Genomic DNA, 21,132 nt, shown 5'->3' on the forward strand with positions numbered 1-21,132 from the left:
CGACGCGGAACGGGCCGCATCGGTGACCGCCCCGCATCTTCCCGGTGGCGCACCCGACCCCCGCCGTCCGATGCCCCCATGTTGACGGCCCGTCCCCCCCCCATCCGGAGGGAGGGGAGCGCCCGCCCCGGCCCTCCGGACGGGGGGAACGCCCGCTCAGGGCAGGTCGACCACGCACTCCGCGGCGAACTCGCACAGGGCCGTACGGTCCGCCCGGCCCGTCTTGCTCAGCAGGCTGGCCAGGTGCTTCTCCACCGTGCGGGGCGAGATGGACAGCCGCCGGGCGATCTGCTGGTTGCCCGGCCGGTCCGCCAGCAGCACGAACACCTCGTACTCGCGCGGGGTCACCCCGTTGGTCCGCAGCGGCGGAGGGATCCGGTCCCGTCCGTCGCGGTGCTGGGTCACGCTCACCCCCGCCTGCCGCAGCGCCGCCCGGCACGCCGCAGCCGCCGGCTGCACCCCGGCCGAGTGGAAGAACTCCTCGGCGGTGCGCAGCCACACGACCGGCTCGCCCCACCCGTCGGCGAGCGCCGCGTCCGCGACCAGCCGCAGACCGAGATGACGTGCCACCGGGAAGGCCTCCGACCGGGCGTGGAAGAACCCCATCCGCCGCGCGGCACCCGCGGGGTCGCCCTCCCTGCCGAGCAGCACCGCCTCCGTCAGTTCGAGGAACTGCCGGTTCCAGGCCAGAGCGGCGCCGGGCGCCCCGGCCGCCTCCTCGTACTCCCCGCGCGCCGCGTCGCCCGCCAGCACCCGCAGCAGCGGGCGCAGTCCGTAGCGGCCGCTCAGGTAGTAGTAGCTGGGATGGTCGCGCTCCCAGTCCAGGGCGGCGTCCAGCGCCGCCGCGGCGGCCGGGCGGTCCTCCTCGAGCAGCGCCCCGATCGCCCCGCAGAACCCCAGCCGCAGGGGCACGAGCGCGGACTGCTCCCCACCCGCCCTGCGGAACGCGACGAGGGCCCGGTCCGTCTCCCGCCGGCGGCCCCGGTGCGCCGCGGCCGCCGCTCCGGCCAGCAGCAGATAGCGGTGCGCGCCGTGGTTGCCGATCCTGGCGCTCGCCTCGACCGACCGTGCGGTGATCGCCTCCGCCTCGTCCCACCGAGCGCACATCACCGCGTTCATCGCGAGCAGCCCGTCGACCGTCTGTGCCAGCAGCAGGGAACCCAGCTCCGCCGCGGCCGCCCGAGCCGAGTGCAGGCGGGCCGCGTCACCGGTCCGCATGAAGCCGTTCACCCCCAGGCGCACCAGCGCCTCCACCCTCCAGAGCGGCAGGGAGTGCTCGGTGGCCAGGGCCAGCATCCGCTCCAGGCACGCGTCGGCGGCGTCGAAGCCCCGCTCCCGGTGGAGCAGCGCGAGCAACTGCCAGGCCTGGCAGGCCACGACCGGGAGCCCCTCCGCCTCGGCCGTCCCCGCGGCATCGAGCGCGGTCCGTTCGGCTGCCTCCTGCTCCCGCCGGTCCTCCCCGGGGAGCAGGGACAGATGACCGTCCACGACGGCGAGCGAGGCGCGACGGGCAGGGGACGGCATGGGGCCGAACAGGACCCGCGCGGCGGCGATCTGACGTGCCGTGTCCTCGGCGCGCTCCGCCATGACCGCCACCCAGGCGATCTGGAGGTGGGCGTCCCCGCGCCGGGCGGCCGCCTCCGAGCCCGCGGGCAGCGGCGGCAGTCCGTCGGCCAGGGCCAGGGCCCCGTCGAGGTCGCCGCCCTCGGCCCGGGCCACCGCCAGGGATTCCGTGACGGCCGCGAGATCGGTGTCCGCCGCCAGGGAGAGGGAACGCTCCAGCAGCACCACGGCCGAACCGTGCGAACCCGACGCGAGCATCCGCCGGCCCGCCTCGGCGAACCGGAGCGCGGCCCGCGCGCGGTTGCCCGCGGCGAGCTCCAGCGAGGCCACGAGCTGCCGGCGGTCCTCGTCGAGCGGCTCCCCCGACTGCTCGATCGCCGCGGCGGCACGGCGGGCGAGCGCGGCGCGCTCGGCCGGAGCGAGCGAGGAGACCAGCGCCTCGGCGGTGAGGGTGTGCCGGAAGGTGTAGCGGTCGGGGGCCGCCCCGTCGGGGGCGATCACACCGGTCTCGACCGCGGACCGCAGGTGGGTGAAGAGGGCCCGGTCCTCCAGCCCGGTGACGGTCTGGAGCACGGCCACGGAGAACTGGCCGCCCAGGGTCGCCGCCGTCAGCAGCAGGTCCCGCACCGGCTCGTCCATCCGGTCAAGCCGGTGCGCCCAGCTCCGCAGGATGCGCGACGGGAGACCTCCGTCCGGCTGGTCCGCCGCCTCCCATCCGGACTCCGTGCGCCGCAGCCTGCCGGTGTCGAGGAGGTCGTCGAGCAGCACCTCGACCAGGTAGGGGTTGCCCGCCGCGCGTTCGACCAGACGTCGCAGGACCGCGTCGGGTATCAGCTCGGGCGGCGTCTCCAGACACGCCCCGGTCAGGGTCCGTACGTGCGCGTCGCCGAGCCCGCGTAACTCCACCACGGTCGCGGTGTGGCGCTGCTCGGCGGAGCGTACGAGGTCCAGGGCGGCCCCCTGCTCCGGGCGCAGGGTGCCCAGCAGCAGGACCGGGAGGTCCGCCAGGTTGTCGACGACGTACTCCACCACCGCGACGGTCTCCGTGTCGCAGTCGTGCAGATCCTCCAGCAGCACCACGCAGCCGGTGTCCCGGCCGAGGACCGACAGCAGTCGCAGCAGCGCCTCCGCCAGCTCGACCACGGTCTCCGTGTAACCGGCCGAGGCCCCGCTCCGCCACTCCGGGACCAGCCTGGCCAACGCGGGGTGGTACGGCGCGAGTTCCGCATCCTTCGGCGTGCCCGCCGCACGGAAGTGGGACGACAGGGCCTCCACCAGGGGCCGGAACGGCACGATCAGGCCGGTGGAGCCCGCCCGCCCGCGCAGCACCGGCATGCCCAGTCCGTAGGCCCGGTAGGCGCATTCGCCCACCAGCCGGGACTTGCCGATCCCCGCTTCCCCGACGAGGAACAGCGCGCGCCCCGAACGCCGTCGTGCGGCGTCCAGGGCGCTGCTCAGCAGACCGATCTCCTCGTCACGTCCGACGACGACCGGCGAATTCGCACGCATGGCCGCAGGCTACTGGAGCCGTACAGAGTGCGGCAGTAGGCACATTCGCCTCATGACGTGCACGGTGGCGGGAAACGGTCACATCGGGACGGTGAACGTCGTCCAGGGCAGGTCGGGGCCGTTGACGACGTCCCCGTCCGAGGCGCTCAGGAGTCTGCTTCTCAGACCCAGGCCGCCGTTGTCCCCCAGCGATATCCGGCCCGCCGGGTGCTCGAAGGCGCCCTCGTGCGCCGCGGTGGTGTCCACGTATCCGGCCGACTCGCTGATCTGCGTCATCTCTGCCTCGTCTTCTGGTCGTTGGTCGAGAACGTCATGGGTACGTGGGTCAGGTCGGCCCCCGTTGAGTGGCGCACGAGCAGTACCGGCCCGACGCGGTCGGGGAACCCCGCCCGCAGCAGCCCGTGTCCGATGCCCGACAGGCCGGTGAGCAGCCCGGGGTGAGGTACGTGTCCGGGCGTCCCGCAGTGCGACTGCGCCCGGTCGGCGGCGGCCAGCAGCGTGCCGGTCCGGCGCAGCCAGTGGGGGCGCAGGCCGGGCAGGGAGGCATGACCGAGCAGTTCCAGTACGCCCAGCTCCCCGTGGCACAGACTGTCGTCCGTCTGGGGCGCGGCCCGGGCCACGTCACCGGCGTGCTCCGCGAGCCAGTCGCGCAGCTCCGGATCGGCCAGTGCCTCGGGGCTGTCGGCGACCGCGAGCGCGACCCCCGACGTCCCCTCGCACCAGGCGCGGCCGCTCCCGGCGCCCCGTACGGCAGCCCGCAGGGCCTCCAGCCCGGCGTTCCGGTGGCGCGGGCCGCCCCCCGCCCCGGCGAACCGCAGCAGTGCCCAGCCGACGCCCGCCGCCCCGTCCGCGAAGCCCCCGGACGTGGGCGGTGCCGTCGCCACGAGACGTTCGGCGCACCGCTCGGCGCCGTGCCAGGCCTCGGTCCGTCCGGTGGCGCGGTGCACGGCGAGCAGTGACACCAGCCCCCCGGCCGCACCGCCGCGCACCCCGAGCCCCTCCTCGGCCGAACTCGCCGCGCGGGCGAGCCGCGTGGCGGGCCCCGCCCAGTCCAGTACCCGGCTGTCGTCCAGCAGCGTCCCGACCTCGGTCAACGCGTAGGCGATGCCCCCGAGGCCGGAGAAGGCGCCGGAACCGAGCATCCCGAGGTCGTCCCCGCGCAGGTGCAGCGCGTCCAGCAGGCCCGGCAGGGGTGCCAGCGCGGCCCGCGCCGCGTCCGCGTACCGGGCGGCGCCGGTCAGGGACGCCAGCTGCGCGAGGAACAGCGCGGGGCCGGTGTAGCCGCCCGCCAGGTCGGCCGCCAGCGGCGTGAGACGCCAGTAGCGCTCGCCGAGCAGCTCCAGGCCGATCCAGTTGGTCCGGCTGCCGCTGTGATACGCGAGCGAGACGAGCTGGTCACCCACCGAACGGGCGGCGGACAGCAGCCGCTCGGGCTCCGGCGCGGTTGCCTCGGTCCTGGGCCGCACGGACCCGGTGGCGCCGTGCGGGGGCTCGGTGGAGGTGCTCACCATGGCCGCACGGATGATCCGTTCCTGGTCCAGCCGGTCCACCGTGTCCAGGGCCCGGATCTTCGCCTCCACCCGCTCCAGCCCGGTGGGCCCGGCGGGTCCCCGCATCCCGCGCCCGGAGCCGCTCCACACCTCGGTGGAGTCCGGACGCGTGGTGAACACCGGGACGTCGCCCTGCCACAGCTCCGCGATCTCCTCGTCCTCCGGGCCGGCCAGCGCGGGGGTGCCGAGGGCGCCGGTGCGCAGGAGCGCGAAGACCTGCTGGCGCTCGGCGGCGTCGCGCATCAGATCCGGATGGGTGGACTCGTGCAGCAGCGTGGCGTACGTCCAGGTGGGCCTGGGCACGAAGCGGGTCTCGTCGTCCGCGAAGAGCCTCAGCAGGCCGCCGGGGCCGAGAAGTTCGGCGCGCGACCCGCTGACAGCGGTGTACGCGGCGCGGAAGCCGTCGCACAGGGCGTCGGTGAACCGGAACGGATCGGCCGGAGTCCCGTCCAGGGTCGGGCGGTTGGCCGACGCGCCGAACCGCCCGGTGGTCCGCACCAGACGCATGGTGTCGGTGCCCGCCGCCGCCCAGGAGGCCGTCTCCAGCGGCGAGGAGGCCGCCCGGCCACCGCCGACCGCGGACATGTCCAGCGCGGTGGTGTCCCCGACCAGGAGCTGCGGGAGCAGTCCGACACGGTGCACCGAGCTGTACAGGGCACGCGCGGCCGGGTCGGCGGGCGGAACCTGTGTCAGGGGCGGATGGAACAGCGTCTCCACGTCGACCAGGACGGGATGTGCCCCGCACGCGACGAGGTTCTCGTGGTGCAGGTCCGTGCCGTCCAGGACGTGCAGCAGGGCCAGCAGCGCACCCAGGCGGCGGTAGAAGAGCTCGGTCCCGGCCGCCGATCGGCAGGGGGCGTCCTCGACGAACTCGGCCCAGCCGTACGCGCCCCGGTCCAGGACCCGGGGCACCCGCAGACCGGGCGTCCCCTCCAGGGAGTTGAACCATCGCACCAGGGCGTCGAAGTGCCGGTGCGCGGCGAGCGGGCGCGGCTTGTAGACCAGCCGGGTGCCGTCGGCGAACCGCAGCAGCATCACCGACCGGCCTCCGCGGTGACTGTCGCCCGTACCCGTCCCGACCTCGGTCAGCGTGTGCGGCCCGTAGTCGGTGAGGCGTCCCGCGCTCCGCTCCCCGAGGACCGTCGAGGAGGCGAGGGAGCCCTGGTCCGCGGCGAGCCTGCCGAGCATCTCGGCGAACGCGTCCGCCGCGTTCATGGCCGCCTGCGCGAGGACCCTGGCGAGGACCGGATAGGTGGTGACCAGCGAGGCGAGGCCGGGCCGGCTCGCGGTCAGCCGCAGGAAGTCCCGGAAGCGCTCACCCGGCCCCGGGCCCGTCAGCCTGCCGCCGACCCGCGCGTCGTGCAGTTCCGACACGAGGGTCCGGGCGGCCAGCACGGCCAGGCGCCGTTCCACGTCACGCCGGAAGCCGTCCAGCACACCGGTGGAGCAGGCGGTCGATCCCGGCCGCGAGCCGCCGTCGGACACCGCGGACACCATCCGGTCGGCCGCCCGGGCGGCGAACGGGGCGATCACCAGGACGAATCCGGTCAGGTCCGGGTAGGCGCGTTCCTCGATCCGCGCCGAGCGCGGCGCCAGGCCGACGGCCTCCCGGGCGAAGCCGGCCCACTCGGGCTCGGCCGCCGGACGCGGTCCGACCGTGCCGGCGGCCCACCACGGTTCGCCGTGCTCCCGAAGGCCGAAGAGGCCGGCGGTGTCGGGCACGGGGGCGTGGTCCTCGCCGCCCGCGCCGTCCGACGTCGCCGTACCGCCGGTCGCTTCCTTCTCCCTCACCGCGTTCACCTCCCCGGTGGTCCAGGGAGGCCCCGGCGGCTCTCCCGTGCCCCATCCTGGAGGGCCCCCGGGTCCCGCACATGGGGGAGTCGCCCCCATCTTTCGGGGTACGGCCGGGGTACGGCGCCCGGCGGGGCGGTGAGGTCAGCGGGAAGGCGGCGCCGTCGACCCCCGCTCCATGAGTTCCGCCTCGATGGTCGCGATCCCGCCCGGCGGAGGCGTCTCCTTGCCCATCGCCAGCCGGCCCGCCCGCGCCCCCGCCTCGAACAGCGGCAGCCGTACGGTCGTCAGGGCGGGCACGGCGTCCACCGAGAACGGCAGATCGTCGAAGCCGGCCACCGAGATGTCCTCGGGGATGCGGAGCCCCCGGTCCCGTACCGCCGCGCAGGCACCGAGTGCCACGGTGTCGTTGGCGGCGACGACGGCCGTCAGGTCCGGTTCGCGGCGCAGGAGTTCGAGCGTGGCGTCGTAACCGGAACTCCGGTCGTACGGGCCGTGCACGGTGACGCTCTCCTCGTCGCCGTACAGCCCCGCCGCCTTCATGGCCTCGCGGTGGCCCTCCAGCCGGTGCCGGGTCGTGGTGCGCTCCACGGGCCCGGCGACGTAACCGATCCGGCGGTGTCCCAGGGTGATCAGATGCTCGGTGAGGCGCCGGGCGCCGCCCCGGTTGTCGAAGGCCAGTGCGGCGGCCACCGCGTCGGTGCCCGCCAGCGGAGGGCGCCCGCAGAACACGATCCGGGTGCCCGCGTCCGCCAGCTTGGCCAGCTTCACCCCCATCGCGGCCTGGTGGGCCGGGTCCTCCAGGGCGCCGCCGGTCAGGACGACGGCCGCGGCGCGCTGACGCTGCAGCAGGGTGAGATAGGTGAGTTCGCGCTCGGGGGAGCCGCCGGTGTTGCAGACGACCGCGAGCTTCTCGCCGCCCGCACGGCCGGATCCGTCGCCCGGGCCGCCGATCTCGCTCTGCGCCGCCCCGGCCATGATGCCGAAGAACGGGTCGGCGATGTCGTTGACCAGGATGCCCACCAGGTCGGACGTGGCGGCGGCGAGCGAGCTGGCCGGGCCGTTCAGTACGTAGTCCAGATCGTCCACCGCGCGCAGGACCCGCTCCCGGGTGGACGAGGCCACCGGGTAGTTGCCGTTCAGCACGCGGGACACGGTGGCCGGGGACACCCGGGCGCGGGCCGCCACGTCCGCCAGGGTGACTGTCATCGCTCTCCTCCGAGGAGTTCTGGAGCGGCCCCCCTTGTCCGGGCCACTGTCGGCAGGCTAGCGTCATACCGCATAGAAAGCGCTTGCTACGGCTGTATGGAGGAACTTTCGTGACACGCAGGACAGTGCGCATCGCCATGAACGGCGTCACGGGACGCATGGGGTACCGGCAGCACCTGGTGCGCTCGATCCTCGCGATCCGCGAGCAGGGCGGCCTCGACCTCGGCGACGGCGACGTGCTGTGGCCCGAACCCGTCCTCGTCGGCCGCCGCGCCCACGCCCTGGAGGCCCTCGCCGAGCAGCACGGGCTGACCGAGTGGTCGACGGACCTGGACGCGGTGCTCGCCGACGAGACGATCGACATCTACTTCGACGCCCAGGTCACCTCGGCCCGCGTCGACGCGATCAAGAAGGCCATCGCCGCCGGCAAGCACGTCTACACCGAGAAGCCCACCGCCACCGACGTCGAGGGCGCGCTCGAACTGGCCCGCCTCGCCCGTGACGCCGGCATCAAGCACGGCGTCGTCCAGGACAAGATCTTCCTCCCGGGCCTGCTCAAGCTGAAGCGCCTCATCGACGGCGGGTTCTTCGGCGAGATCCTCTCCGTGCGCGGCGAGTTCGGCTACTGGGTCTTCGAGGGCGACTGGCAGGAGGCCCAGCGCCCCTCCTGGAACTACCGCGCGGAGGACGGCGGCGGCATCGTCGTCGACATGTTCCCGCACTGGGAGTACGTCCTGCACGAGCTCTTCGGCCAGGTCACCAGCGTCTCGGCGCACGTGCAGACCCACATCCCGCAGCGCTGGGACGAACAGGGCAAGCCCTACGCCGCCACCGCCGACGACGCCGCGTACGGCACCTTCCAGCTGGCCGGCGGCGCCGTCGCCCAGATCAACTCCTCCTGGGCGGTCCGCGTCAACCGCGACGAGCTCGTCGAGTTCCAGGTCGACGGCACCCACGGCTCCGCCGTCGCGGGCCTGCGCAACTGCCGCGTCCAGCACCGCTCGGCCACCCCCAAGCCGGTCTGGAACCCGGACCTCCCGGTCACCGAGTCCTTCCGCGACCAGTGGCAGGAGGTCCCCGACAACGCCGTGTTCGACAACGGCTTCAAGGCCCAGTGGGAGCTGTTCCTCCGCCACATCGTCCTCGACGAGCCCTACACCTGGGACCTGATGGCCGGCGCCCGGGGCGTCCAGCTCGCCGAGCTCGGCCTCAAGTCGTCGGCCGAGGGCCGCCGCTTCGACGTACCGGAGCTGAGCCTGTGACCATCCACCTCCCGCAGGGGCCCTACGAGCCCCGGACCACCCCGCTCGACCTGGCCCACTCCGGGGCGCCGCTCGCCTCCCGTACGGTCTTCTCCGCCGCCCACGTCGTCGCCGACCCGGGCGCCGACATCAGCCCCGACGACCCCGCCGCCATCGACTGGGACGCCACCCTCGCCTTCCGCCGCCACCTCTGGTCGCACGGCCTGGGCGTCGCCGAGGCCATGGACACCGCGCAGCGCGGCATGGGCCTGGACTGGGCCGGAGCGGCCGAGCTGATCCGCCGCTCCGCCGCCGAGGCGAGGTCCGTGGGCGGCCGGATCGCCTGCGGTGTGGGCACCGACCAGCTCACCGGCCCCGCCACCCTGGCCGAGGTGCGCGCCGCGTACGAGGAGCAGCTCGCCCTGGTCGAGGAGAGCGGCGCCCAGGCCATCCTGATGGCCTCCCGCGCGCTGGCCGCCGCCGCGAAGGGCCCCGAGGACTACCTGGAGACGTACGCCCATCTCCTGCGCCAGGCCACCGAGCCCGTCGTCCTGCACTGGCTCGGCCCGATGTTCGACCCCGCGCTGGAGGGCTACTGGGGCAGCGCGGACCTCGACGCCGCCACGGACACCTTCCTGAAGGTCATCGCGGAACACCCGGACAAGGTCGACGGCATCAAGATCTCGCTCCTGGACGCCGAGCGCGAGATCGACGTACGGCGCCGGCTCCCGGGCGGGGTGCGCTGCTACACCGGCGACGACTTCAACTACCCCGAGCTGATCGCGGGCGACGAGCGGGGCTTCAGCCACGCCCTGCTCGGCATCTTCGACCCGCTGGGCCCGCTGGCCGCCCACGCCGTACGGGTCCTGGACACCGGCGACGTCGAGGGCTTCCGGGCCGTCCTGGACCCCACGGTCGAGCTGTCCCGCCACCTCTTCCAGGCCCCGACCCGCTTCTACAAGACCGGCGTGGTGTTCCTCGCCTGGCTGGCGGGCCACCAGGACCACTTCACGATGGTCGGCGGCCTCCAGTCCGCCCGTTCGCTGCCGCACCTGGCGAAGGCGTACGAACTGGCCGACCGGCTGGGCCTGTTCCCGGACCCCGGGCTGGCCGAGGCCCGGATGCGCGCCCTGCTCACCGTCCACGGAGGAAGCCGATGACCGCCGAACTCTCCCGCCTCTCCATCAACCAGGAGACGGTCCGGCAGCTGTCCCTTCCGGAGCTCGTCGAGGGCTGCGCCAAGGCGGGCATCGGCAACGTGGGCCTGTGGCGCGCCCCGGTGCAGGAGTACGGCGTCGAGCGCGCCGGGCGGCTGATGAAGGACGCGGGCCTCACGGTCACCAGCCTCTGCCGCGGCGGCTTCCTGACCGCGTCCGACCCCGCCGGCCGGGCCCGCGCCCTGGCCGACAACCGGGCGGCGGTCGACGAGGCCGCGGGCGTGAACACCGACACCCTGGTCCTGGTCTCCGGCGGACTCCCGGACGGGGACAAGGACTTGGGTGCCGCGCGGGAGCGGATCGCCGACGCGCTGGCCGAGTTGGCCCCGTACGCCTACGAGCGGGGCGTCCGGCTGGCGATCGAGCCGCTGCACCCGATGTTCGCCTCGGACCGCTGCGTCGTCTCGACCCTCTCGCAGGCCCTGGACCTCGCCGAGCGCTTCCCGGCCGAGCAGGTCGGGGTGGTCGTGGACTCCTACCACCTGTGGTGGGACGACCGGTTGCCCGAGCAGATCGCGCGGGCGGGCGCGGGCGGCCGTATCCACTCGTTCCAGCTGGCCGACTGGATCACTCCGCTGCCGGCGGGCGTTCTGGTGGGCCGGGGGCAACTGGGCGACGGCTGCGTGGACTTCCGCGCGATCCGCCGTCAGGTGGAGGCGACCGGCTTCGACGGGCCGATCGAGGTGGAGATCTTCAACGAGGAGCTCTGGGCCCGTGACGGTGCCGAAGTCATCGGCGAAGTGGCCGCCCGCTACCTGGAACATGCCTGCTGAGGACCGGTCGGGTACGCGAAGGTAAAGAGATCGCCAAGGCGTGCAACCTTTGCGTACCCTCCCCGGTCGTACTCTGCGTCGGGACTTCCGGGGAGGGGTCCGGGGGGATCGGGAAGCCCGACGGAGGGGGAAAGCGAGGGGGGTCCGGCCTGTGGGCCGGGCCCCATTCCGCGTTTTGAGCCGGGTCCGGCCGGAGAGGGCTGCCGTCGGCGTTCTGAGCCGGGGTGCGGCCGAAGCGGACTGCCGTCGGCGTTCCGCACGGACGTGACGTCAGCCGCCGTCGAAGCCGCTCCGGGCCGCCTCGATGTGCCCGAGGTTCCGGTGGGTCCACTCGCACATCACGTCGACCGTCTTCCGCAGCCCCTGACCCGGCTCGGTGAGCGTGTACTCGACCTTCGGCGGGACCGTCGGATACACGGTCCGCCCGACCAGCCCGTTGCGCTCCAGCATGCGCAGGTTCTGGGTGAGCATCTTGTGGCTGATCCCCTCGACCGCGCCCCGCAGCTCACTGAAGCGCAGGGTGCCGTCGCCCAGGGCCTCGATGATCAGGAGGGCCCACTTGTTGGCGACGTCCGAGAAGATCTCCCGTGCCAGCGAATCCGCGCGCCGCAGGTCGGCCTGTTCCTCGGGGGAGGAGTTGAACTGCTTGGTAACCATCAGGTTCCCCTGTCACTGAAAAGTGCGTTCTTCCACGTCAACGCTCACTCTCCTATGGTCCCTGAGTAACCACAAGAGAGCACGCGTCGGCCCGTCGGGGCTGCGCGGCAAGGAGGCGGACGGCATGGCCATCACCCTGACGAACCCCGCAGGACTGCCGGAGATCGACGTCTACCGGCAGGTGTCGGTCGCGACCGGTTCGAAGCTGGTGTTCGTCGCCGGCCAGGTCGCCTGGGGCGCCGACGGCGTCACGGTCGGCGAAGGCGACCTGGCGGCCCAGGTCGAGCAGTGCTACGTCAACGTCGCCACCGCGCTGGCGGGCGTCGGCGCCTCCTTCGACGACGTGGCGAAGCTGAACGTCCACGTCGTCGACTGGACCCCCGACAAGATGCCCCTGCTCCTGGAGGGGATCTCCCGGGCGTCGGCCCGGCTGGGGACCACCCCGGCGCCCCCGGCCACGCTGCTGGGCGTCGCCGCACTGGACGTCCCCGAGCACCTGGTCGAGGTGGAGGTCACGGCGGTCATCGACTGAGGGGGCCGGCCGCTGCCGCCGTCCGGGGCCATCGGAGGGGCGTCGTACCGCCGTTGGAGGGCTCCGTCGGCCGACCATGGTCAACGGAGTTCCTGTACCGTCGTCCCGGGCCCGGACCCTTCAGGAATGCCACCCCTCACTTCCCGTCAACGCGGCTGTGTTTCCCCGGACTTGGCCCATCCGACGGCCCGGGCGGGCGAGGTTCGGTCATTCGTGGGCGCGGAGCGCGACACGGACGCCGAACCCAGATATGAGTAAGGAAATTGCATGGCACGTGAGCATGATCCTTCCAATCACATACCGCCGAGTCCGAGCACGTCCTCCGGGGCCTCCGGTGCGTCCGGGAGCTCGCCGGTGTCGGTCCGCCGTGCGGTGCCGATGCAGGGAGCGGCCGGGGACCCGGGTGACGCCCTGACGCCGGGCGGCCTGCGCGGCCGCAAGGGCCCGTCGTCCACGGCGGCCGACCCGGACGTCGTCGCGCAGGGCCGGACGAGCGGGAGCCCGGAGAGCGGGGGCTCGGGGGACGAGGCTCCCGAGGGTGCGGACGGCCGGGCGCAGACCGCCGAGCGAGCGGGCGCCGCCGCTCCTGCTTCCGGCACCGGTGCCGCGCGAGGTGCCGGCGTTCCGGAGCCGTCGACGGAGGAGGCGCCCGAAACGGCGTCGGCCGACTCCGGCGAGAACACGGTGTCCTCGGTGTCGTCGGCGTCCTCGGGGGCCGACTCCGACCCGGCCGCGGCGCACGCGGCGACCAGTACGGTCGGCGGGTCCCCGGACGCCATGGCCGCGGCTGCGGGCAGTGGCGGCGCCGGCGCGGGTACGCAGGCGGACGGCGAACCGCCCGGCAGCCGGCCGAAGAAGCCGATGCTGGCCGCGGCGGCGATCATCGGCGCGATCCTGGTATCCGTGCCGTTCCTTCTGGCGGGCCAGGACGACGACCGCAAGCCCGAGAAGGACCGCACGCAGAACGCGGCAGGCACGGTCCTGGACACCGAACGCTCGGCGGTCCCGGAGACGTACACCAGCACGTCGCCGAGCCCCTCCGTGACTCCCACCAAGGAGAAGCCGAGCGACAAGCCGTCCGAGTCGCCGTCCGTCAAGCCGGTGATCGTACCGCCGCCGGTCACGCCCGAGCGCAAGCCCACGGCCACGGTGACGGCGAAGGCGCCCCCGAACACGGCGGCCAGCGCGTTGAGCGGCCTTGCCAAGGCCGACCCCGGAGGACGGCACATCTGCTACCGCGCCTTCGTGGGCGGGAGCGGCTGGCAGGCCCCGGTGTGCGACGGGACGATGGCGGGGACGACGGGCCAGGGCAAGCGGATCACCGCCCTCAACATCGCGGTGTGGAACGTCGGCGGGTCCTCCGCCAACGCCCTGTTGCACGACGAGGGTGCGACGAACGGTAACGCCAAGTGGGCCCCGAGCTGGACGGCCGTGATCGCGGACGGCAAGAACAACTACATAGGGAGCTCGAAGCAGGGTGCCCCGTTCCTGACGGGCTTCGCCATGAACGTCGGTAAGGGCGGCGTCTGCCACACGGCCAAGATGGGCAACGGCGGTTGGGGCGGGCAGTACTGCAAGGGCAGCCGGCCCGAGTACATGTTCGTCGGGACCACCGACAACAAGGGCTGGTTCGAGGCCGTGAAGCTCACGGTGTGACCCACCGGGCTCCGGCCCGCGAGGTGGAGCCCCCCGGTCGTCACCGGGGGGCTCCGGCTGGCCCTCGTCGCCGGACGGGTCGCGCCGGACGCCGACGGCGCCCCGGCCGGGGCGGACGACCTCGCCACGAAGAGTCCACCGCGGTCGCCGCGCGAGGTCCGCCCGGGGGAGGGGCGGAGTCAGGACGGGGTCGCGGCCCGGTCCGACTCACTGCGCAGGACACAGAACTCGTTGCCCTCGGGGTCCGCGAGAACGGCCCACCCCGAGCCGTCGGGGTTCCGCCGGTCGACGACCAGGGTGGCGCCGAGACCCAGGAGCCGTTCGACCTCCTCCTCGCGCGAGGTCTCCGGGCGCAGACACAGGTGAACCCGGTTCTTGGACGTCTTCGGTTCGGGCACCTGACTGAAGTACAGCACCGGCCCCTCCGGCAGCGTCACCTGCGTCTCGGTGGCTCCCGGCCCGTCCTCCGGGTCCAACGGATGACCGGTCACCTCACTCCAGAACCGGGCCAGTTCAAAGGCATCCGCACAGTCGATCGCCACGTTCTGCACTACCGAGACCATGAGGACGAGCCTGCCTGAACGGCCCGCCCCTGTCACCTCCTGCCCGTACCCGCGCCGGGCGCGGGAGGTTCAGCGCGACGGTTCCGTGGAGGGCGGCCAGGGGGACCAGACGAGCGCGTCCCGCCATCCCGGCCGCCCGAAGGCCCAGGCGGTGAGGACATCGGCCACGGGTTCCACGCAGAACGGGCTGTGGTCGGTCGGCACATGAGCCTGGAAATGCCGGTCCGGGCCGCCCTCGCGGTATTCGACCTGGTAGCTCAGGTCGTCGTTGAGATGGACCTGCATGTAGTGCTGACCGGCGGGTTCGAGGCCCGGCCGTTCGACGATGACGAATCGCCAGGTCAGATTCATGTCGGCCAGCAGGTCGTGCAGCTTCTCCTCGGACGGGTCGTCCCACCGCGTCCCGTCCCACTCGATCGCCCGCACCACAGGTGTTCCCATGGAGGGGGACTGTAGTCAGCGCCGTACCTCCACGGACAGCTGGGGCCAGGCGGCGGCCAGGGCGGCGACGTCCCCCTGCGACCAGCCCTCCACCCGCAGATGTTCCCCGGGGAGGAAGTGGACGACGGTCCCGGTCGTCCCGTCGTCGGGCACGGCCTCCAGACCGGTCACGGGGGAGCCGTGTTCGTACCGCTGGGTCCAGGACCCGTTGCGCCGGCGGTTGGTGTGGACGAGCCACTCGCTGAGCGCGGCCACCACCGACATACCCCGGCGCGGATGGCCGTCCGGGAGGGTCTGGGCCTCGGGGAGGTCGAAGAACCGCAGGTCCTTCGTGGCCATGACGGGCTTCTTGACGACGTGGCCGTGCTCGTCGAACCGGGTGTCGGTGCCCCGTCCGTCATCCGCCACGGACACGGAACCGTCGGAGTGGAGGGTGACACGGCAGCGCCCCCCGTCGCCGTACTCCGCCTCGTCGGCCGCATAGGCGACGACTTCGAGGACCAGGTGCCGGCCGCCACCGGGAGCGAACACGGCGGGATCCCGCCGGATGCCCGCCAGATGAGCGAGATCCACGGTGCCGGCCCAGTCGTGTGTCGTGTTGCGCCAGGACTCTCTTGAGGTGTCCACGGGTCATCTCCACCCGGTCGCGTGCTCGCCGCACCGGCCGTCGCATCGGGACGCCGGATCGTCGACGCCGGGGTCACGGGGCGTCGTCACCACGTGTCGCCGACGCGGACCTTGTTCCACCGGTCCTTCGATATGCACAACTCGTGCTCGTCGTCGTTGAGTTCGATCTGCCAGCACTCCGGCTCACGGTGCGAAACGCGCTTGCTGCCCGTCTTCACCGTGCGGCAGGACTTCTTGGACTTGCCGTCCTTCCGGCTCGTGGTGCACTGCCTCTTGGTGACCGGCTTGTTGCTCCACGTGGTGTGGGCCGCCTTGTGTTCCTTCTCCGTGATCGTGCCGTGGGCCTCGTCATTGCCGCAGGCGGCCAGGAGGAGTACGGCGACGGGTACGGCGGTCAGGGCGGCCATCCGGCGGACAAGCATGGGCGAATCCTTTACGGCACTGTGTGAATGCCGGGCCGGACGGGGGTTGGGCGACGGCGTCGGTCGGGGTGCAGCTTAAGGAGATGGCCGGGATCGCGCCAGAGGCGGGGTGGTGGGCGCGGTGCGTCGCGACGGATCCACCCGCTTGCTCCGTGGCCCGCCGGTCATGGTGGAGGCGTACGTCCTGACCGGTTCGAGCCGATATCGCGGTGGGGCGTCGGACCTCGGACCGCTGTGCGCGGGCGTGGCGTCAGGGCGCGCAAGTGTGTCAACTCCTTGACACACTTTGGTCCATCCGTAAGTGTGTCAAGTAGTTGATACACCTCGTGGGGGAAGGGGACCGGCATGTCTGCTGCCGCAAGAACGGAAGGCGCCTGGAGGGCGGGGCTGGTCATCCCCGTGCGATGGGCCGGCGTGGTGACCGGTCTGGCCGTCAACGCGCTCGTCACCTTCAGCTCCGAGCCCGATGTGGATCTGCTCTACGGAATCCCGGTGTTCGGACTGTGCGTCATGGCCGGTGTGTTCGCGGCGGACGTCGTGGCACGGCCGAGCGGTGGCTGGCTCCGAGCGGCCGAGGTGACTCCACGCAGGATCCGGGACTACGTGCCCCGATCCCTCACGGTGGTGCTGGCCGCGCAGGCCGTCGTCCTGCCGGCCCTCCTGATCGTCGCAGCCACGACGGCCTCGGCGGACTCCGACGGCCGTCAGGGGCGCGCTCTGTCCGTCACGTGCGCCGGGGGAACCCACGTGCTCTCACCTTGGCCCGGCCCCTACTACGCCTGGCCGGTGCTCGGCGGGCTCACCCTCGGCACGGTCGCCTGCGCACTGCTGCTGCGCCGTGTCACCACACACTCCGGCAACGACGATCAACGCCGCATCAACGCCAGGGCGGCTGTCGGCGCGTGGGGAGTGCTGGTGAGCGCCCCGCTCTTCGCCGTGTCCGTGACGGCGGGTTTCGTGATGCTGAGCACGCCCTGCGGAGGGACGACGACGGTCCTGGCGCTCTGGGGGCTGGGCACCGCCGCCCTCGTCTCCGTGCTGACCGCGGGGCACTGCCTCGGTGTCCTCCTGCTGCCGCAGGCCTACGTCGAGGAGCAGTCATGACGGCCGACGGCCTCAGTATCAGCGTCAGTCACGCGTCCCCCGTACCGCCGTACGAACAGATCCGGGCGCAGCTGGCCGATCTGATCTCGGTCGGCCGGCTGGGGCAGGGGGCCAGGCTGCCGTCCGTACGTCAACTGGCCTCCGACCTCGGGCTGGCCAACAACACGGTGGTACGGGCCTACCGCGAACTGGAGACCGCAGGCCTCGTCCGGAGCCGCCGGGGCTCCGGCACCCAGGTCATCGCTCCGCCGGCGGCCACCGACGTCAAGGCGAAACTGGCGGAATACGCGCAGAGTTACGCAGCTGCCGTGAGGCAGCTCGGTGCCGGCGACGAGGACGCCCTCGCCGCCGTCCGGCACGCTCTCGCCCGTTCCGTCGACCTGTGACCTCGGGGTCGGACATCGCGTCGTCGCCCGTCCGGCATGGGCTCGGGTGCGCCTCAACGCTGTCGTACCCGCCCGATACCGTCGGTGCATGTCCACCATGCCGAACATGGCTGTCCTCGAAGGCGTCCTGGAGCGGATCACCTACGCCAACGAGGAGAACGGGTACACCGTCGCCCGCGTCGACACCGGGCGGGGAGCGGGCGATCTGCTCACCGTCGTCGGTTCGCTGCTCGGGGCGCAGCCCGGTGAGTCCCTTCGGATGGAGGGGCGTTGGGGCTCCCACCCGCAGTACGGCAAGCAGTTCACCGTCGAGAACTACACCACGATCCTTCCTGCCACGATCCAGGGCATCCGCCGCTACCTCGGCTCCGGCCTGATCAAGGGCATCGGCCCCGTCATGGCCGACCGCATCACCACCCACTTCGGCGTGGACACCCTCGACATCATCGAGCAGCAGCCGAAGCGGCTCGTCGAGGTGCCGGGGCTCGGGCCGAAGCGGACGAAGATGATCGCCGCGGCCTGGGAGGAGCAGAAGGCCATCAAGGAGGTCATGGTCTTCCTCCAGAGCGTCGGGGTCTCCACCTCCATCGCCGTCCGCATCTACAAGAAGTACGAGGACGCCTCGATCTCCGTCGTGAAGAACCAGCCCTACCGGCTGGCCGCAGACGTCTGGGGCATCGGCTTCCTCACCGCCGACCGCATCGCCCAGGCCGTCGGCATCCCCCACGACAGCCCCGAGCGGGTCAAGGCCGGACTCCAGTACGCGCTGTCGCAGTCCACCGACCAGGGCAACTGCTTCCTCCCCGAGGAGCGGCTGATCGCCGACGGGGTGAAGCTGCTCCAGGTCGACACCGGGCTGGTCATCGACTGCCTGGCCGAGCTCGCGGAGGACCCGGAGGGCGTCGTACGGGAGAAGGTGCCGGGCCCCGAGGACGGGCAGCCGGTCACCGCCGTGTACCTGGTCCCCTTCCACCGTGCCGAGCTCTCCCTAGCCGCCCAGGTCCGGCGCCTGCTGCGGACGCCCGAGGACCGGATGCCGGCCTTCGGCGACGTCGACTGGGGCAAGGCGCTGACCTGGCTCGCCGGTCGTACGGGCGCGACCCTGGCACCCGAGCAGGAGGCGGCCGTCCGGCTCGCCCTCACCGAGAAGGTCGCCGTGCTGACGGGCGGCCCCGGCTGCGGGAAGTCGTTCACCGTCCGCTCCGTCGTCGAGCTGGCCCGCGCCAAGAACGCGAAGGTGGTGCTGGCCGCCCCCACCGGACGGGCCGCGAAGCGGCTCTCGGAGCTGACGGGCGCGGAGGCGTCCACCGTGCACCGGCTGCTGGAGCTGAAGCCCGGCGGCGATTCGGCGTACGACCGTGACCGTCCGCTGGACGCCGATCTGGTCGTCGTCGACGAGGCGTCGATGCTCGATCTGCTGCTCGCCAACAAGCTCGTCAAGGCGGTGGCACCCGGTGCCCACCTCCTGCTGGTCGGCGATGTGGACCAGCTGCCGTCGGTCGGCGCGGGGGAGGTGCTGCGGGACCTGCTCGCCGAGGGCGGCCCGGTCCCGGCGGTGCGGCTGACCACCATCTTCCGGCAGGCCCAGAAGTCGGGCGTCGTCACCAACGCCCACCGGATCAACTCCGGGGTGCCGCCGCTGACCCGGGGCCTGGACGACTTCTTCCTCTTCGTGGAGGACGAGACGGAGGACGCCGGGGTGCTCGCCGTCGACGTCGCGGCCCGTCGCATTCCCGCCAAGTTCGGCCTGAACCCCCGCCGTGACGTGCAGGTCCTCGCCCCGATGCACCGTGGTCCGGCGGGTGCGGGCCATCTCAACGGACTGCTCCAGCAGGCCATCACGCCGGGCCGCCCCGGCCTGCCCGAGAAGCGGTTCGGCGGCCGGGTCTTCCGGGTCGGCGACAAGGTGACGCAGATCCGTAACAACTACGACAAAGGGGAGAACGGGGTCTTCAACGGTACGGTCGGTGTCGTCACCGGTCTCGACGCGGACGAGCAGCGGCTGACGGTTCTCACGGACGAGGACGAGGAGATCGCGTACGACTTCGACGAACTGGACGAACTCGCCCACGCCTACGCGATGACCATCCACCGCTCGCAGGGCAGCGAGTATCCGGCGGTCGTCATCCCGGTGACCACCAGCGCCTGGATGATGCTGCAACGGAACCTGCTGTACACGGCGGTGACCCGGGCCAAGAAGCTGGTCGTACTGGTCGGTTCACGTAAGGCCATCGGCCAGGCCGTCCGCACGGTTTCCGCAGGCAGGCGCTGCACGGCGCTGGATTTCCGGCTCCGTGGCGGGGCTCCCGAAGACTTCCCGGAAAAATGATCGATCAAAACGGTGGGAAACATCACTGAGCCCTTCCGGAACCGGAGGGGAGGGGGCAGGATGAGAAAGTTGACGGCACTCAGTGCCGTCGGTAGGTCCAATGGACGACCCCGAGTGCACTCTCCTGAGCCAAATGGGGGAGGGTGGAGACAGTCAGGGCACCTCGAAGAAGAGGCACTACGTCGGTGAGGGATGACGTGAGCGAGCACATCAACAACGCTGTAGTACTGCGGTACGGCGATGACGAGTACACCTACCCGGTGATCGACAGCACCGTCGGCGACAAGGGCTTCGATATCGGGAAGCTCCGGGCCAATACGGGCCTGGTCACGCTGGACAGCGGATACGGCAACACAGCCGCCTATAAATCCGCCATCACCTACCTCGACGGTGAACAGGGCATCCTGCGCTACCGCGGCTACCCGATCGAGCAGCTCGCCGAGAGCTCGACGTTCCTCGAGGTCGCCTACACGCTGATCAACGGTGACCTTCCCAAGGACGACGAGCTGTCGACCTTCAAGAACGAGATCACCCAGCACACCCTGCTGCACGAGGACGTCAAGCGCTTCTTCGACGGCTTCCCGCGCGACGCCCACCCGATGGCCATGCTGTCCTCGGTCGTCAGCGCGCTGTCCACCTTCTACCAGGACAGCCACAACCCGTTCGACGAGGAGCAGCGTCACCTCTCGACGATCCGGCTGCTGGCCAAGCTCCCGACGATCGCGGCGTACGCGTACAAGAAGTCGATCGGTCACCCGTTCGTCTACCCGCGCAACGACCTCGGTTACGTCGAGAACTTCCTGCGCATGACCTTCTCGGTCCCGGCCCAGGAGTACGTGCCGGACCCGGTCGTCGTCTCCGCGCTCGAGAAGCTGCTCATCCTGCACGCGGACCACGAGCAGAACTGTTCGACCTCCACCGTGCGTCTGGTCGGCTCCTCGCAGGCGAACATGTTCGCCTCGATCTCCGCCGGCATCTCGGCCCTGTGGGGCCCGCTGCACGGTGGCGCCAACCAGTCGGTGCTGGAGATGCTGGAAGGCATCCAGGCCAACGGCGGCGACGTCGACTCCTTCATCCAGAAGGTGAAGAACAAGGAGGACGGCGTCCGCCTGATGGGCTTCGGCCACCGGGTGTACAAGTCCTTCGACCCGCGCGCCAAGATCATCAAGGCCGCGGCCCACGATGTGCTCTCCTCGCTCGGCAAGTCCGACGAGCTGCTGGACATCGCGCTCAAGCTGGAGGAGCACGCGCTCTCCGACGAGTACTTCGTCTCGCGCAACCTCTACCCCAACGTGGACTTCTACACGGGCCTGATCTACCGCGCCATGGGCTTCCCGACCGAGATGTTCACCGTGCTGTTCGCGCTCGGCCGGCTCCCCGGCTGGATCGCCCAGTGGCACGAGATGATCAAGGAGCCGGGATCCCGCATCGGCCGCCCGCGCCAGATCTACACCGGCGAGGTCCTGCGCGACTTCGTCCCGGTCGAAGGCCGCTGAGGCTCGACCACCCGCCGGTTCCGCTCCACGGAGCCGCACGCATGACGGGCCTTCGCGGCCCACTGC

18 protein-coding genes are annotated in these 21,132 nt (G+C 72.1%); 9 read left to right on the forward strand and 9 right to left on the reverse strand.

Features of this window, described 5'->3' with window-relative positions; translation table 11 throughout:
- Nucleotides 1-156: 156 nt before the first annotated feature.
- The 4 genes from ACZ607_RS00395 to ACZ607_RS00410 all read right to left on the reverse strand — a co-directional run bounded on the left by ACZ607_RS00395 (nucleotide 157) and on the right by ACZ607_RS00410 (nucleotide 7,622).
- Nucleotides 157-3,072 (reverse strand): helix-turn-helix transcriptional regulator, encoded by a 2,916-nt coding sequence (locus tag ACZ607_RS00395; RefSeq protein ID WP_469730257.1) that lies wholly within the window; start codon nucleotides 3,070-3,072, stop codon nucleotides 157-159.
- 78 nt (nucleotides 3,073-3,150) lie between these two features.
- Nucleotides 3,151-3,348: a hypothetical protein gene (locus ACZ607_RS00400; RefSeq protein WP_469730259.1), complete on the reverse strand. Its 198-nt coding sequence runs from the start codon at nucleotides 3,346-3,348 to the stop codon at nucleotides 3,151-3,153.
- Nucleotides 3,345-6,422: a type 2 lanthipeptide synthetase LanM family protein gene (locus ACZ607_RS00405; RefSeq protein ID WP_469730261.1), complete on the reverse strand. Its 3,078-nt coding sequence runs from the start codon at nucleotides 6,420-6,422 to the stop codon at nucleotides 3,345-3,347. Before ACZ607_RS00405 ends, ACZ607_RS00400 begins: the two co-directional genes overlap by 4 nt.
- Nucleotides 6,423-6,557: 135 nt before the next feature.
- On the reverse strand, nucleotides 6,558-7,622 hold the full coding sequence (locus ACZ607_RS00410) for a LacI family DNA-binding transcriptional regulator (protein ID WP_469730263.1): 1,065 nt from the start codon (nucleotides 7,620-7,622) through the stop codon (nucleotides 6,558-6,560).
- Nucleotides 7,623-7,732: 110 nt separating this feature from the next.
- On the opposite strand from ACZ607_RS00410, the gene ACZ607_RS00415 reads away from it, so the two are divergent.
- From ACZ607_RS00415 to ACZ607_RS00425, 3 genes are read left to right on the forward strand one after another with little or no spacing between them, the layout of a single operon-like run.
- Nucleotides 7,733-8,884 carry a Gfo/Idh/MocA family protein gene (locus ACZ607_RS00415; protein WP_469730265.1) on the forward strand — a complete coding sequence of 384 codons (1,152 nt, stop codon included), beginning with the start codon at nucleotides 7,733-7,735 and terminating at the stop codon, nucleotides 8,882-8,884.
- Nucleotides 8,881-10,023 carry a dihydrodipicolinate synthase family protein gene (locus ACZ607_RS00420; protein ID WP_469730267.1) on the forward strand — a complete coding sequence of 381 codons (1,143 nt, stop codon included), beginning with the start codon at nucleotides 8,881-8,883 and terminating at the stop codon, nucleotides 10,021-10,023. The genes ACZ607_RS00415 and ACZ607_RS00420 overlap by 4 nt, the downstream gene beginning before the upstream one ends.
- Entirely contained in the window at nucleotides 10,020-10,853 is an 834-nt protein-coding gene (locus tag ACZ607_RS00425; RefSeq protein ID WP_469730268.1) for a sugar phosphate isomerase/epimerase family protein, read from the forward strand. Before ACZ607_RS00420 ends, ACZ607_RS00425 begins: the two co-directional genes overlap by 4 nt.
- 270 nt (nucleotides 10,854-11,123) lie before the next feature.
- Here the strand turns inward: ACZ607_RS00425 and ACZ607_RS00430 are convergent, their stop codons facing one another.
- A complete protein-coding gene (locus ACZ607_RS00430; protein WP_469730270.1) occupies nucleotides 11,124-11,510 on the reverse strand; it encodes a winged helix-turn-helix transcriptional regulator in 387 nt (128 codons plus the stop codon).
- Between the two features lie 124 nt (nucleotides 11,511-11,634).
- On the opposite strand from ACZ607_RS00430, the gene ACZ607_RS00435 reads away from it, so the two are divergent.
- Both ACZ607_RS00435 and ACZ607_RS00440 read left to right on the forward strand, forming a co-directional pair.
- The gene (locus ACZ607_RS00435; protein ID WP_469730272.1) at nucleotides 11,635-12,042 is read left to right on the forward strand and encodes a RidA family protein; all 408 of its coding nucleotides are present in this window, start codon (nucleotides 11,635-11,637) and stop codon (nucleotides 12,040-12,042) included.
- A gap of 354 nt (nucleotides 12,043-12,396) precedes the next feature.
- On the forward strand, nucleotides 12,397-13,698 hold the full coding sequence (locus tag ACZ607_RS00440; RefSeq protein ID WP_469730274.1) for a hydrogenase expression protein HypA: 1,302 nt from the start codon (nucleotides 12,397-12,399) through the stop codon (nucleotides 13,696-13,698).
- Nucleotides 13,699-13,877: 179 nt separating this feature from the next.
- Here ACZ607_RS00440 and ACZ607_RS00445 read toward each other — a convergent pair whose 3' ends face one another.
- The 4 genes from ACZ607_RS00445 to ACZ607_RS00460 form a co-directional block, all read right to left on the reverse strand.
- Nucleotides 13,878-14,261: a VOC family protein gene (locus ACZ607_RS00445; protein WP_469730276.1), complete on the reverse strand. Its 384-nt coding sequence runs from the start codon at nucleotides 14,259-14,261 to the stop codon at nucleotides 13,878-13,880.
- 69 nt (nucleotides 14,262-14,330) lie between these two features.
- Complete coding sequence (locus tag ACZ607_RS00450) at nucleotides 14,331-14,702, reverse strand: hypothetical protein (protein ID WP_469730278.1); 372 nt, start codon at nucleotides 14,700-14,702, stop codon at nucleotides 14,331-14,333.
- A gap of 15 nt (nucleotides 14,703-14,717) precedes the next feature.
- On the reverse strand, nucleotides 14,718-15,329 hold the full coding sequence (locus tag ACZ607_RS00455; protein WP_469730280.1) for an ATP-binding protein: 612 nt from the start codon (nucleotides 15,327-15,329) through the stop codon (nucleotides 14,718-14,720).
- 86 nt (nucleotides 15,330-15,415) lie between these two features.
- Complete coding sequence (locus ACZ607_RS00460; protein ID WP_469730282.1) at nucleotides 15,416-15,751, reverse strand: hypothetical protein; 336 nt, start codon at nucleotides 15,749-15,751, stop codon at nucleotides 15,416-15,418.
- 345 nt (nucleotides 15,752-16,096) lie between these two features.
- On the opposite strand from ACZ607_RS00460, the gene ACZ607_RS00465 reads away from it, so the two are divergent.
- The 4 genes from ACZ607_RS00465 to ACZ607_RS00480 all read left to right on the forward strand — a co-directional run bounded on the left by ACZ607_RS00465 (nucleotide 16,097) and on the right by ACZ607_RS00480 (nucleotide 21,066).
- Entirely contained in the window at nucleotides 16,097-16,855 is a 759-nt protein-coding gene (locus tag ACZ607_RS00465) for a hypothetical protein (protein WP_469730284.1), read from the forward strand.
- Complete coding sequence (locus tag ACZ607_RS00470) at nucleotides 16,852-17,241, forward strand: GntR family transcriptional regulator (RefSeq protein ID WP_469730286.1); 390 nt, start codon at nucleotides 16,852-16,854, stop codon at nucleotides 17,239-17,241. Before ACZ607_RS00465 ends, ACZ607_RS00470 begins: the two co-directional genes overlap by 4 nt.
- Before the next feature lie 97 nt (nucleotides 17,242-17,338).
- On the forward strand, nucleotides 17,339-19,570 hold the full coding sequence (recD2, locus tag ACZ607_RS00475) for an SF1B family DNA helicase RecD2 (protein WP_469731808.1): 2,232 nt from the start codon (nucleotides 17,339-17,341) through the stop codon (nucleotides 19,568-19,570).
- Nucleotides 19,571-19,767: 197 nt separating this feature from the next.
- Nucleotides 19,768-21,066: a citrate synthase gene (locus ACZ607_RS00480; protein WP_469730287.1), complete on the forward strand. Its 1,299-nt coding sequence runs from the start codon at nucleotides 19,768-19,770 to the stop codon at nucleotides 21,064-21,066.
- The last annotated feature ends 66 nt before the right edge of the window (nucleotides 21,067-21,132 follow it).

It is taken from the genome of Streptomyces sp. NPDC104381 (assembly GCF_055583745.1).

Bases quoted from the DNA above. Each gene is read 5' to 3' on its own strand.
- ACZ607_RS00395 (WP_469730257.1), bottom strand. From the start codon at position 3,072: ATGCGTGCGAATTCGCCGGTCGTCGTCGGACGTGACGAGGAGATCGGT.
- ACZ607_RS00400 (WP_469730259.1), bottom strand. From the start codon at position 3,348: ATGACGCAGATCAGCGAGTCGGCCGGATACGTGGACACCACCGCGGCG.
- ACZ607_RS00410 (WP_469730263.1), bottom strand. From the start codon at position 7,622: ATGACAGTCACCCTGGCGGACGTGGCGGCCCGCGCCCGGGTGTCCCCG.
- ACZ607_RS00425 (WP_469730268.1), top strand. From the start codon at position 10,020: ATGACCGCCGAACTCTCCCGCCTCTCCATCAACCAGGAGACGGTCCGG.
- ACZ607_RS00430 (WP_469730270.1), bottom strand. From the start codon at position 11,510: ATGGTTACCAAGCAGTTCAACTCCTCCCCCGAGGAACAGGCCGACCTG.
- ACZ607_RS00435 (WP_469730272.1), top strand. From the start codon at position 11,635: ATGGCCATCACCCTGACGAACCCCGCAGGACTGCCGGAGATCGACGTC.
- ACZ607_RS00445 (WP_469730276.1), bottom strand. From the start codon at position 14,261: ATGGTCTCGGTAGTGCAGAACGTGGCGATCGACTGTGCGGATGCCTTT.
- ACZ607_RS00450 (WP_469730278.1), bottom strand. From the start codon at position 14,702: ATGGGAACACCTGTGGTGCGGGCGATCGAGTGGGACGGGACGCGGTGG.
- ACZ607_RS00460 (WP_469730282.1), bottom strand. From the start codon at position 15,751: ATGCTTGTCCGCCGGATGGCCGCCCTGACCGCCGTACCCGTCGCCGTA.
- ACZ607_RS00465 (WP_469730284.1), top strand. From the start codon at position 16,097: ATGTCTGCTGCCGCAAGAACGGAAGGCGCCTGGAGGGCGGGGCTGGTC.
- ACZ607_RS00470 (WP_469730286.1), top strand. From the start codon at position 16,852: ATGACGGCCGACGGCCTCAGTATCAGCGTCAGTCACGCGTCCCCCGTA.
- recD2 (WP_469731808.1), top strand. From the start codon at position 17,339: ATGCCGAACATGGCTGTCCTCGAAGGCGTCCTGGAGCGGATCACCTAC.